This window comes from Streptomyces sp. VRA16 Mangrove soil (assembly GCF_017377775.1).
Lineage (GTDB): Bacteria > Actinomycetota > Actinomycetes > Streptomycetales > Streptomycetaceae > Streptomyces.
This window is the reverse complement of sequence record NZ_JAFVLN010000008.1, coordinates 1-12,402: the sequence shown is the minus strand read 5'-3', so window position 1 is coordinate 12,402 and position 12,402 is coordinate 1. Positions and strand designations below refer to the sequence as shown.

General features: G+C 73.2%; 7 protein-coding genes and 1 tRNA gene. 6 read left to right on the top strand and 2 right to left on the bottom strand.

Annotation, left to right across the window (positions count from 1 at the left end; genetic code table 11):
- Positions 1 to 111: 111 nt before the first annotated feature.
- Positions 112 to 184 (top strand) — tRNA-Ala (locus J3486_RS22060).
- Between the two features lie 64 nt (positions 185 to 248).
- Here the strand turns inward: J3486_RS22060 and J3486_RS22055 are convergent.
- Positions 249 to 1,832, bottom strand: a complete 1,584-nt coding sequence (locus tag J3486_RS22055; RefSeq protein ID WP_207822850.1) for an NADH-quinone oxidoreductase subunit NuoF family protein — start codon at positions 1,830 to 1,832, stop codon at positions 249 to 251.
- Positions 1,829 to 2,977 carry a cytochrome b/b6 domain-containing protein gene (locus J3486_RS22050; RefSeq protein ID WP_307804894.1) on the bottom strand — a complete coding sequence of 383 codons (1,149 nt, stop codon included), beginning with the start codon at positions 2,975 to 2,977 and terminating at the stop codon, positions 1,829 to 1,831. The genes J3486_RS22055 and J3486_RS22050 overlap by 4 nt, the downstream gene beginning before the upstream one ends.
- A 513-nt stretch (positions 2,978 to 3,490) precedes the next feature.
- Between J3486_RS22050 and leuS the strand changes: the two genes are divergently transcribed.
- The 5 genes from leuS to J3486_RS22025 all read left to right on the top strand — a co-directional run bounded on the left by leuS (position 3,491) and on the right by J3486_RS22025 (position 12,385).
- On the top strand, positions 3,491 to 6,391 hold the full coding sequence (gene leuS / locus J3486_RS22045) for a leucine--tRNA ligase (protein WP_207822849.1): 2,901 nt from the start codon (positions 3,491 to 3,493) through the stop codon (positions 6,389 to 6,391).
- Between the two features lie 140 nt (positions 6,392 to 6,531).
- On the top strand, positions 6,532 to 7,236 hold the full coding sequence (locus J3486_RS22040) for a hypothetical protein (protein WP_207822847.1): 705 nt from the start codon (positions 6,532 to 6,534) through the stop codon (positions 7,234 to 7,236).
- Positions 7,237 to 7,320: 84 nt separating this feature from the next.
- Positions 7,321 to 8,169 carry a DegV family protein gene (locus J3486_RS22035; RefSeq protein ID WP_207822845.1) on the top strand — a complete coding sequence of 283 codons (849 nt, stop codon included), beginning with the start codon at positions 7,321 to 7,323 and terminating at the stop codon, positions 8,167 to 8,169.
- Between the two features lie 263 nt (positions 8,170 to 8,432).
- Positions 8,433 to 9,512, top strand: coding sequence for a ComEA family DNA-binding protein (locus tag J3486_RS22030; protein ID WP_207822843.1), 1,080 nt, complete (start codon positions 8,433 to 8,435; stop codon positions 9,510 to 9,512).
- A gap of 221 nt (positions 9,513 to 9,733) precedes the next feature.
- Positions 9,734 to 12,385, top strand: a complete 2,652-nt coding sequence (locus J3486_RS22025; protein WP_374194760.1) for a ComEC/Rec2 family competence protein — start codon at positions 9,734 to 9,736, stop codon at positions 12,383 to 12,385.
- The last annotated feature ends 17 nt before the right edge of the window (positions 12,386 to 12,402 follow it).

The following is a 12,402-nucleotide window of genomic DNA, read 5'->3' as shown; positions in this document are numbered from 1 at the left end:
GGGGCAGATCGGAAACGATTTGGTGGTGCACCCCTGTGACCGTGTAATGTTGGCGTCGCCGCCGGGGAAACCGACAGGGAAAACCTGAAGGAACCGGGCAGCACACCGCAAGGGGCTATAGCTCAGTTGGTAGAGCGCCTGCATGGCATGCAGGAGGTCAGGAGTTCAATTCTCCTTAGCTCCACAGGAATTGAAAGCGGGCCATCCGATTCGGATGGCCCGCTTTCGTGTTCCCGGCTACGGGTCTCCTACTTGCGGGCGCGTGCCCGGCCGCTGCGGCCCGGGGGCAGTGCGAGCGGCAGCGCGGGGCGCTGCTGGAGCGCCGCCGGGTCCTCCTCGATGCGCAGGGCGAGCGCAGGACAGCGGCGCACGGCCCGCACCGCGTTCGCCTCCGAGTAGCGCGGCACCGCCGCCTCCGCGACCGCGGGGAAACCGTCCGGGCCCAGCTGGATCAGCTCCGGCACGATGTCCGCGCACAGGCCGTGGCCCTGGCACAGCGTCCAGTCGACGGCGAGACGCTTGCCGCTGGGCGCCGAGTTCGCCGGTGCCTCCGTGTGCAGCGGCAGCACCCCGCGCACCGGGCGGCCGCAGCCCGCCCCCAGGACGTGCGCGGCCAGGTCGTCGGTGAACGCCGCGATCGTCGACTCGATGAACGCCGCCGAACCGTCGGGGTGCTTGCAGGCGCCCCGGCGCTTCACCGCGCGCGTGACCTCGCGCAGCGCCTCCAGGGCGGTCGGCCCGCCGCCGTTCAGGACGTCCTCCAGGCCGCGCGCCGCCGCCGGCAGCCCCAGGTAGCAGGGACCGCACTGGCCCGCGCTCTCCGCGGCCAGCCACTGGGCGACCTTCAGCGCCTCGCCCAGCGGGCAGGTGTCCGGGCCGATCGGCAGGATCGCGCCCGCGCCCAGAGCGCCGCCACAGGCCTCCAGGGAGGCGCGGGAGACGATCGCGTCCTGCGCGCCCACCCCGTCCAGCCACTTGCCGTGGTAGCCGCCCGTGAGCACGCCCTGGGGGAGGGGCGGGGCACCGGCGAGCTGAAGGACGTACCGCAGCGGGACACCGGAGGGGACCTCCAGGACCATCGGGCGGGCCACCGCGCCGGACAGCGTCAGGAGCACCGTGCCGGGCTCGTCGTGCAGGCCGGTGCGGCAGTAGCGCTCGGGGCCCGTGCGGGCGGCGACGGCGAGCTGCGCGAAGGTCTCCGCGTTCGACAGGAGGGTGGGCGCGCCGCCCACCCCCGAGTCGGAGGCGCGCACCTTGCGGCCCGGCGGCATCGGCGGCCCGCCGTCCGCCGAGCGGATCAGCGCCGAGGACTCCCCGGTGACCATCCGTACCGGATTGCGCTGCACGCGCGCGCGGAGCGGCGCGTTACGGCGATTGGTCAGGCCCCGTTCGGCGAGGGCCGCCTGCATCGAGGCCTCCGTGGAGTCGCGGGTCACGCCCACGACGAGGGTGCGCGCGCCGAGCGCCTCGGCGACCAGGAGGGCGCCGTCGAGGATCAGGTGCGGGGCCCGGTTGAGCAGCACCGTGTCCTTGCGGCAGGCGGGCTCGTCCTCGCTGCCGTTGACGACGACCACGGGACGCACACCGCGCCGGATCGCGGACTCGGCGACCGCGCGCAGCTTCTTGGTGAACGGGAAGCCGGCGCCGCCCCGGCCGCGCAGCGACACCGCCTGGGACAGCTGGGCGAGCTGCTCGCCGCCCATCGCCTCCAGCGGGCCGTGCACCTTCAGGTGCATGTCGAGGTCGAGCCGCTCCACCAGGTCGAACCCGGCGGTGAGCTGGGGAAGACCGACGACGCGTACTTCCGGGACGTCGGGCAGTGCCGTGTTCACTGCGTGCCTCCGTAGGGCGTGGACCAGGGCTCACCGGACGACGGTGGCTGGAAGGGGCCGGGGAGCGGTTCGGTGGGAGCGCCGTGCGCACCGGCGTCCTGAGAGGTGGCGTCGGTCCCGTACGCGCCTCCGTAGGCGGCCTCGTACGTGGGGACGCCTCCATAGGGCGTGTCGTACGCGGGGTCGTACGCGGACGGAGGGGCCTCCATGGGCGGCGGGGGCGAAGGCGCGGGCCAGCGCTGAGTGGGCACCGATTCGACGGATTCCAGCGGGTCCAGGGCGTCCACGTACGGGGTGGTCTGCACGTAGGGCAACGATTCGGTGGCCGCCTCCGCGCGCGGGGTCGCGGACACCGCGCGGTAGGCGGCGGCGAACCCGGCGTCGGACGCGGCGGGTGCGGGCCGCGCCGGGATCTCGGGCGCGGGCTGCGCGAACTCGGCGGTGAAGTCGTCCGGGCCCGGTGCGCGGACGGTGCGGGTGTCCCGCTCGGCGCGTCCCGTGGGTTCTGTGCGGTCCGTGCGTTCGGCACGGACGGGGCGGGCCCGGCCGAGGCGGTCGCGGTCCAGGAAGGCGAGGACCCGGACGGCCACCTTGGCCTTCACCGGCCGCGGCGCGGCGCGCAGGCCCACGGCGCCGGCGACCACGAGCAGGCTCAGGCTGTACAGGACGATCACGTACGCCTTGGCGGGCCGGCCCGCGTTCAGGCCGTGCAGCAGGGCGAAGCACCACGCCGGATAGGCGAGCATGTGGGTCGCGCGCCAGCGGGCGGCGAGGCGGGCCGGGGAGGCCATCGAGCTGCGCAGCGCGCCGGTGATGCCCGTGGTGATCATCAGGAGTCCGGCGAGCACACCGAGGCCGATCAGGCCGTTGCTGCCGGTGACGCCGTTGCCGAAGGGGATGAGTGCCCCGATGAGCGTCACATGGGAGAGCGCCAGCTTCACGCTGATGTGCAGCAGCAGGAAGCCCAGCGAGGCGACCGCGGTCGTCCGGTGGACGGCCTGTGACAGCAGCCGCTGCCGCGAGGTGAGGAAGAGGGTGTCCGAGGCCACCAGACCCCACACGACGGACGCCGTGAGGGAGACCAGGGACAGCACCCCCGCACCGAAGTCGAGCGCCGCTCTGAAGGCGTCGCTCCCTGTGACCACGGACAGGGGGATGAGCAGGAGGACCGCCGCGCAGATCACCCCCGTGGTCGTGCGGCGGTTACTGCTGGTGGTGCGTGAACTCCGAAGCGTACGAGGGGAGTTCACTATGTGAGGGGTTCGAGGGTTCATGGGGGCGACTCCGAAAGGTTCGGCACAGTGGACCCACAGCCCGCACTCTAAGTCGCCGAATACCCACCGGTACGAGGTTTGAGTTATCTCGCTGTTATCTAGAGGAAGCCTGGTATTTGTGTTGCCCCGATAGAGGGCGGTACGCGGAGTAACCCGCGGTGTCCGGCGGGGCGGAAGGAAGCCCGTCGCGGCCCGCGGGAGGGCTGCGGTACCCTGACGCCATGCGTGCCGTACGCCTTCTGCTTAGCGAGCCGCGCTGATCAATCCCGAACCGCCCCCGGGCGTGTGGTCGGAATCGGCGCGGCGTCCCCTCCTGTGCGAGGGGTTTTTTCATTTCCTGGGCACGGGCCGCAGGCAGACACGATCGATGGAGCTTTGAGGATCATGAGCGAGACGAACACCGCCGCCGCTTCCGAGGCGGCGGTCGCGCCGCACCGCTACACGGCGGCCATGGCCGCCGACATCGAGGCACGCTGGCAGGACTTCTGGGACGAGAACGGCACCTACGAGGCGCCGAACCCGACGGGCGACCTGGCCGGGGATCCGGCGATCGCCGCCCGCCCCAAGAAGTTCATCATGGACATGTTCCCGTACCCTTCGGGTGCGGGCCTGCACGTCGGCCACCCGCTGGGCTACATCGCCACGGACGTCTTCGCGCGCTTCCAGCGCATGACGGGCCACAACGTGCTGCACACCCTGGGCTTCGACGCGTTCGGCCTGCCGGCCGAGCAGTACGCCGTGCAGACGGGCACCCACCCGCGCACGTCGACCGAGGCCAACATGGAGAACATGAAGGCGCAGCTGCGCGGCCTGGGCCTGGGCCACGACAAGCGCCGGTCGTTCGCCACGATCGACCCGGAGTACTACAAGTGGACGCAGTGGATCTTCCTGCAGATCTTCAACTCCTGGTACGACGACGAGCTGAAGAAGGCCCGTCCGATCGCCGACCTGGTCCAGCAGTTCGAGACCGGTGAGCGTGGGGTTCCCGGCGGCGGTACGTGGTCCGCGCTGAGCGCGGCCGAGCGCGCCGACATCCTGGGCGAGTACCGCCTGGCCTACGCCTCCGACGCGCCCGTGAACTGGGCGCCCGGCCTGGGCACCGTCCTGGCCAACGAGGAGGTCACCGCCGACGGCCGCTCCGAGCGCGGCAACTTCCCCGTCTTCAAGGCGAAGCTGCGCCAGTGGAACATGCGCATCACCGCCTACGCGGACCGCCTGATCGACGACCTGGACGGCCTGGACTGGCCCGAGGCGATCAAGCTGCAGCAGCGCAACTGGATCGGCCGCTCCGAGGGCGCCCGCATCGACTTCGGGTTCGACTCCTCGGACGAGGTCATCACCGTCTTCTCGACCCGCCAGGACACCCTGTTCGGCGCCACCTACATGGTGCTGGCGCCCGAGCACGACCTGGTCGAGAAGATCACCCCGGCCGCCTGGCCCGAGGGCACCCACGACGTGTGGACCGGCGGCCACGCCACCCCCGCCGAGGCCGTCGCCGCGTACCGCAAGCAGGCCGCCGCCAAGTCGGACGTCGAGCGCCAGGCCGAGGCCAAGGACAAGACGGGCGTCTTCACGGGCGCGTACGCGACGAACCCGGTCAGCGGCGAGCAGGTCCCCGTCTTCATCGCCGACTACGTGCTGATGGGCTACGGCACCGGCGCGATCATGGCCGTCCCGGCGCACGACGCCCGCGACTTCGCGTTCGCGCGCGCCTTCGAGCTGCCGATGCGCTGCGTCGTCGAGCCGAGCGACGACCGCGGCACCGACCCGTCGACGTGGGACGACGCGTTCGTCGCCTACGAGGCGAAGCTGGTCAACTCCTCGGGCGACGAGGTCTCCCTGGACGGCCTGGGCGTCGCCGACGCCAAGGCCCGCATGACCGAGTGGCTGGAGCGCAAGGGCATCGGCCACGGCACCGTCAACTTCCGGCTGCGCGACTGGCTGTTCAGCCGGCAGCGCTACTGGGGCGAGCCGTTCCCGATCGTCTACGACGAGGACGGCATCGCGCACCCGCTGCCCGAGTCGATGCTGCCCCTGGAGCTGCCGGAGGTCGACGACTACACCCCGCGCACCTTCGACCCGGACGACGCCGACACCGAGCCCGAGACGCCGCTGTCGCGCAACGAGGACTGGGTCAACGTCACCCTGGACCTGGGCGACGGCCGCGGGCCGCGGAAGTACCGCCGCGAGACCAACACCATGCCCAACTGGGCCGGCTCCTGCTGGTACGAGCTGCGCTACCTGGACCCGCACAACAGCGAGAAGCTGGTCGACCCCGAGGTCGAGCAGTACTGGATGGGCCCCCGCGAGGGCCAGCCCACCGGCGGCGTCGACCTGTACGTCGGCGGCGCCGAGCACGCCGTGCTGCACCTGCTGTACGCGCGTTTCTGGTCGAAGGTGCTGTTCGACCTGGGTCACGTCTCCTCGGCCGAGCCGTTCCACAAGCTGTTCAACCAGGGCATGATCCAGGCCTACGTGTACCGGGACGCGCGCGGCATCGCCGTCCCCGCCGCCGAGGTGGAGGAGCGCGACGGCGCGTACTACTACCAGGGCGAGAAGGTCTCCCGGCTGCTGGGCAAGATGGGCAAGTCCCTGAAGAACGCCGTCACGCCGGACGAGATCTGCGAGGAGTACGGCGCGGACACCCTGCGCCTGTACGAGATGGCGATGGGCCCGCTGGACGTCTCCCGTCCGTGGGACACGCGCGCGGTGGTCGGCCAGTTCCGGCTGCTGCAGCGCCTGTGGCGCAACATCGTCGACGAGGCGACCGGTGACGTCACCGTCGCCGACGTCGCCGAGGCGGACATCGACGACACCACGCTGCGCGCCCTGCACAAGGCGATCGACGGCGTGCGCGGCGACCTGGAGGGCATGCGCTTCAACACCGCCATCGCCAAGGTCACCGAGCTGAACAACCACCTGGTCAAGGCCTACGCGGGCGGCTCCCTGCCGCGCTCGGTCGCCGAGCGCCTGGTGCTGCTGATCGCGCCGCTGGCCCCGCACATCGGCGAGGAGCTGTGGCGCAAGCTGGGCCACACCGACACGGTCGTCCACCAGGACTTCCCGGTCGCCGACCCGGCCTACGTGGTCGACGAGGCCGTGACCTGCGTCGTGCAGATCAAGGGCAAGGTCAAGGCCCGGCTGGAGGTCCCCCCGTCGATCTCCGACGAGGAGCTGGAGAAGGTCGCCCTGGCCGACGAGAAGGTCGTCGCCGCGCTGGACGGCGCCGGCATCCGCAAGGTCATCGTGCGGGCGCCGAAGCTGGTGAACATCGTCCCGGCGTAGCCTTCGCGACCCGGGCTCAGGGTTGTTCCCTACGGGCAGGTTGGGGGTTCATCAGGAACCCTCGGCCTGCCCGTTCCGTTTACGGTGGAGAGACGGGCCGGGAGGCCGGGCGGGGCGGACGGACGAATCGGAGGAGCGCCGTGGAAGCTGTGCTGGTGATCGTGGCGCTGATCTTCATCGCATTCGTCGCGCTCGGGGCGTACGCGACGGTGAAAGCGGTCGGCGCGGCCAAGCGCGGAGTGGACCGCACGGTGGCGCAGGCGCGCAGGACCGTCGAGGACACCACGCTGCGCGCCAAGAGCTTCCAGCCCGGCGGGGCCAGCGAGCTGGCACGGCTGCGGCTGAAGCTGCGCGGCTCCATGCGGGCCACACAGGACGCGCTGCACGCGCGCGTGGCCGACGACGCCGGCCTCCAGGAGTCCATCGGCCTCTTCGAGCGGCTGAGCACGCACGGACACGAACTGGACGACGAGCTCAAGCGTCTGGAGACAGAGCCCGACAAGACGCACGTGGCACGCCTGCTGCCGGAGCTGAGGGTGCGCACGGAGCAGATCACGAACTCCGCCGACGCCCTGCGGCACGCCGCCCGGGACCGGGCCAGCAGGTTCGCGAGCGACGACCTGGACGCGCTGAGCACCCAGATCGACGTCGAGGCGGGCGCGCTGCGGCACTGGACGACCGAGCCCACCCCGACCACGCAGCCCACCGAGCCGCCGGGCACGGCGGCCGACAGCGAGACGGCCGGGCCCGCGCAGCAGCAGCCCGAACGGCCCTCGATCACCCCGCCAGGTGTGCGCCCTGTATATCCGTGGCAGAAGAACCCCCGTCCGGAGAGCACGACTTGATCGACGGCCGGCCGTTGGCCGACAGACACCGGTCACCGGGGGCCGGGCTGCCGACGGCGGGCCGCGCCGGGTAATCTCCGGTGCATGTCCCGCCATGTCGCGATCGTCACCGATTCAACGGCCTACCTGCCGCAGCGGACGATGGAGCGCCACAACATCACGGCGGTGCCGTTGACCGTGGTCCTGGGCGACCGGGCGCTGGAGGAGGGCACGGAGATCTCCGCCCGCTCGCTCGCCGAGGCCCTGCAGAAGCGCCGGCCGGTCACGACGTCGAGACCCAGCCCCGAGCTGTTCGCCGCGCACTACCGCCAGGTCGCCGAGTCCGGCGCCGAGGCGATCGTCTCCCTGCACCTGTCCTCCGAGTTCTCCGGAACCTACGACGCCGCCGTCCTGGCCGCCCGTGAGGCCCCGGTCCCGGTGCGCGTGGTGGACACCGGGATGGTCGCCATGGCGCTCGGCTTCTGCGCGCTCGCGGCCGCGGAGACGGCCGACGCCGGAGGCACCGTCGACGACGCGGTGACCGCGGCGGAGAAACGGGCCGCGGGCACCTCCGCGTACTTCTACGTCGACACCCTCGACTATCTGCGCCGCGGTGGCCGCATCGGCGCCGCGCAGGCACTGTTCGGGTCGGCGCTCGCGGTCAAGCCGCTGCTGCAGCTCGACGGCGGCCGCATCGAACTCCTGGAGAAGGTCCGTACGGCGTCCAAGGCGATCGCCCGGCTCCAGGAGATCGTCGCCGAGCGGGCCGGCAGCGGGCAGGTGGACATCGCCGTGCACCACCTGGCCGCGCCGGAACGGGCCGAGGCCCTCGCGGACCGGCTGCGCGAGCGGGTCCCGGGCCTCGCCGAGCTGCACGTCAGCGAGGTCGGGGCCGTGATCGGGGCGCACACCGGGCCGGGGCTGCTCGGAGCGGTGATCTCGCCGCGCACGTAGTGGTCGAGGGCGGGGGGAAGGCTTCGCTGAGGCGGTGGGTTCTGGCGCCGGGGCGTGGGTTCTGTCCTCGGGTTGTGGGTTGCGTCGCGGGGCCGTGGGTTCTGGCGCCGCGGCGTGAGTTCCGTCGCCGGGCCGTGGGTTCTGTCACCGGGCCGTGGGTTCTGTCGCCTGTGTGAGTGACGGAGTTATCCACAACTGCCTTGTTGTCCCCGGAAATTGACCAAGATCCACAGGCTCGTTCCGTGACGCCTACCGTCTCGGACATGGCACTTCGATCACTGTCCCGAACAGCACACGTATCCAGCGGACCCGGCCGCGGCCCCACCTCCGACGGCCGCGTCCGGCACCGGCAGGCCCGGCGTCGCGCACGGCGCGGACGCACCCGCGCCGCGGCCCAGGAGACACGACTGCGGGCAGAGGCCCTCTTCGCTCCTCAGCCGCGCCACGAGAGGGCGCCGGGCCCGGCCCGCTGGGACGGCCCCTCGGCACGGGACCCGGTGCCGAAAGCCCCCGCGCCGCCACCCGACGGCGAACCCGAGCCACCGGCATCGGCACCGGCACCAGCACCGGGACCGGGACCGGGACCGGGACCGGGACCGGGACCGGGACCGGACACCGCACCTGTGGCTCCGGCCGCACCCTCGTGGCGGGAGCGCACGGTCCTCACCGTGCGCGACCGGCTGCCCCTGTGGGTGCAGACCCGCTGCGCGGTCGAACGACGGGGCGCGCTGGCCCTGGTCGCGGTCCTCTGCGTCGCGGCACTCCTCGCCGCCCAGCACTTCTGGGCCGGACGCACGCAACCGGTCCGGCCCCCGCAGACCGTGCGGGCGGCGGGGCCGGTCGCCGCCGAGCCCACGGACGAGCCCGCTCCCTCACCGACACCGGGCCAGGCCCCGAGCGCCGCCGTCGGCATCGTCGTGGACGTCAGCGGGAAGGTGCGCCGCCCCGGCATCCACCGGCTGCCCGCCGGGTCCCGGGTGGCGGACGCGCTGCGGGCCGCCGGAGGGGTACGCCCCGGCACGGACACCGCCGGCCTCAACCGGGCGCGGCTGCTCACGGACGGCGAGCAGGTCCTGGTCGGCGCACCGGCGGGCATGGGCGTGGCCCCACCGGGCGGCGGCACGACCGGGAACCCGGCGGCGGCACCCGCGGGACCGATCAGCCTGAACACGGCCGACGTGGAACAACTCGACACGCTGCCCGGCGTCGGACCGGTCCTGGCCCAGCACATCGTCGACTACCGCACCCGGCACGGAGGCTTCCGCTCGGTCGACGAACTGCGCGAGGTCAACGGCATCGGGGACCGCCGCTTCGAGGACCTGCAGAATCTTGTACGCCCGTGACTCCTATGGACGTGAGGGGAGAGCGGGCCGAGGACCGGCCCGGGACCGCCGACTCGCGGGAGGAAGGACCCGCGGACCTGCGACTGGTGCCGCCCGCACTGGCCGCGTGGGCGACAGCGGCACTGCTGCTGACGGCCCCGGGACGGTGGGCCGGAGCCGTGGCAGGCCTGTGCGCGACCGCCGGCATCGCCTTGCTGGTGGCCGGACGGACGAGCAGGCGCATGAACGGGACCCGGACCCGGACCCGGACCCGCACCTTGACCCGGTCCCGGACCCGCACCCGGTTTCGGTCCCGGTCCCGGTCCCGGTCCCGCACCCGGACCCTGGACGAAACGCGGGGAACGCCACCCTCGACCGACCGCACACCGGAAGGCACATCAGACGGCGCCGCTGACCGGATCCCGGACGGCGCCCCTGACCGCACCTCAGACCGGGCCCCCGACCGGGCCCCCGACCGGACCTCAGCCCCGACCCCTGACCGCACCCCCGACCGGACCTCAGCCCCGACCCGTGACCGCACCTCAGACCGCACCCCCGACCGGACCCCACTCACCCCGCCCCACCCCGACACCTGGCCGTCCCGTGCCTGGCGCGGCCCGTCCGCCGCGGTGCTGCTGCTCTGCACCGCTGCGGCGGCGGCCTCCGCGGGACTGCACGGAGCCGATCTCGGACGTGGCCCCGTGCCGGAGCTCGCCGCCCGATATGCCCACGTCGAAGCCGAGTTGGAGATCACCGCCGACCCGAGGCTCACCCGGCCCCGGATCACTGGGGACCACACCGCGCCGACCGCCGTGCTCATCGAGGCGGACCTGGTGCGGGTCACGGCGCCGGACGGAGCGGTCACCCGCACCAGATCTCCGGTCCTGGCCGTCGCGGACGCGCCCACGGCACGGTCCGGCGCCCCGCGCGGCAGCCCCTGGCTGTCCCTGCTGCCGTCCACCCGGGTACGGGTCGAGGGAGGGCTCGCACCGCCCCTGCTGGACGGTGACCCGGTTGCGGCGGTCCTGCGCGTCGGGCACGGGGAGACACCTCGCGTGGTCGGCGCGCCCAGCGGACCGCAGCGACTGGCCGGCGACCTGCGCGCGGGACTGCGCGCAGCGACGGACGGGCTGCCCGCGGACGCACGGGCGCTGCTTCCCGGACTCGTCGTCGGGGACACGGCACGGGTCACACCCGAACTGCACGAGGCGTTCCGGGCCACCGACCTGCTGCACCTGATGGCGGTCAGCGGTGCCAACTTCACGATCCTGCTGGCACTGCTGATCGGGCCACCGGGCACCGCGCACCTCGCCGAGAGACGGGGTCTCGCACCCCGCGTCGGGCTCTCCCTCAGGACGACCGCCCTGTGCGGGGGAGCGCTGACACTCGGCTTCGTCGTGGTGTGCCGGCCCGAACCGAGCGTGCTGCGGGCGGCGTCGTGCGGGCTGATCGCCCTGCTCGCCGTCGCCACCGGACGACGCAGATCGCTGATCCCCGCGCTGGCCACGGCCGTGCTGCTGCTCGTCCTGTACGACCCCTGGCTGGCGCGGAGTTACGGGTTCCTGCTGTCGGTGCTCGCCACCGGGGCGCTGCTCACTCTCGCCCCGCGCTGGAGCGCGGCGCTGCACCGGCGCGGGGTGCCGGGGCGGGTGGCCGAGGCGCTCGGGGCCGCGGCCGCGGCGCAGGCGGTGTGCGCGCCCGTCGTCGCCGTGCTCGCGGCGCGGGTGAGCCTGGTGGCGGTGCCGTGCAATCTGCTGGCGGAAGTCGCCGTCGCGCCCGCGACCGTGCTGGGCTTCGCGGCTCTCGCGGCCGCACCGGTGGCGATGCCGGTGGCGAAGTTCCTTGCCTGGTGCGCGAGTTGGCCCACCGGCTGGATCGTCGGGATCGCGCGGACCGGGGCGTCGATGCCGGGCGGTGGAGTGGACTGGCCGGGCGGCTGGCGCGGCGGAGTGCTGCTCGCTGCCGGTACGGCGGTGCTGGTCGTGGTGGGAAGGAGAGTGCTCAAGTCGGCCTGGATCAGCGGAGCCTGCGTGGTGCTGCTGCTTCTGGTCGTGGTGCAGCCGGCGCCGCTGGCCCGCATCGTCACGGGCTGGCCGCCGCCGGGATGGCGCCTGGTGATGTGCGACGTGGGGCAGGGGGACGCGCTGGTGCTCGCGGCCGGCGCGGGTGCCGGGATCGTGGTGGACGCGGGGCCCGACCCGGTGCTCGTCGACCGGTGCCTGCGGTCGCTGGGTGTGACCCGGATCCCGCTCGTGCTGCTCACCCACTTTCACGCGGACCATGTGGCGGGCCTGGCGGGGGTGTTGAGGGGGCGGTCGGTCGGGGCGATCGAGACGACGGACTTCGACGAACCGGCGGACCAGGTCCGGTTCGTGCGGGGGCTCGCGGCGGCGCGCGGGATTCCGTTGGTGCGGGCCGGGGCGGGGGAGCGGCGCAGGAGCGGGCCGCTCGACTGGCAGGTGTTGTGGCCGCCGCCGAGGCCCGCGCCCGCTCCGGACGGGCCGAACGACGCGAGCGTCACGCTGCTGGTGCGCGTCGGAGGGCTGACGATGCTGCTGCTCGGCGATCTCGAACCGGCGGCGCAGCGCGCCCTGTTGAGGACCGAGGCGGGGGCCCGGCTGCCCCCGGTGGACGTGCTCAAGGTCGCGCATCACGGGTCGGCGTACCAGGACCCGGAGTTGCTGCGGCGGGTCGCGCCCCGGCTCGCGCTGATCAGCGTAGGGACGGACAACCCGTACGGGCATCCGGCCCCGCGCACCGTGGCGGCGCTGCGGTCCCGGGGCGCGCAGGTGCTGCGCACGGACCGGGACGGGGCGATCGCGGTCGTGGGCGGCGGGAGGGGTGCGGACGGGGGAGGGGGAGAGGGGTTGGAGGTGGCGCATATCGGCCCCTGAATGAGCGGGTGGGGGTG

Bases quoted from the DNA above. Each gene is read 5' to 3' on its own strand.
- leuS (WP_207822849.1), top strand. From the start codon at position 3,491: ATGAGCGAGACGAACACCGCCGCCGCTTCCGAGGCGGCGGTCGCGCCG.
- J3486_RS22035 (WP_207822845.1), top strand. From the start codon at position 7,321: ATGTCCCGCCATGTCGCGATCGTCACCGATTCAACGGCCTACCTGCCG.
- J3486_RS22030 (WP_207822843.1), top strand. From the start codon at position 8,433: ATGGCACTTCGATCACTGTCCCGAACAGCACACGTATCCAGCGGACCC.
- J3486_RS22025 (WP_374194760.1), top strand. From the start codon at position 9,734: ATGAACGGGACCCGGACCCGGACCCGGACCCGCACCTTGACCCGGTCC.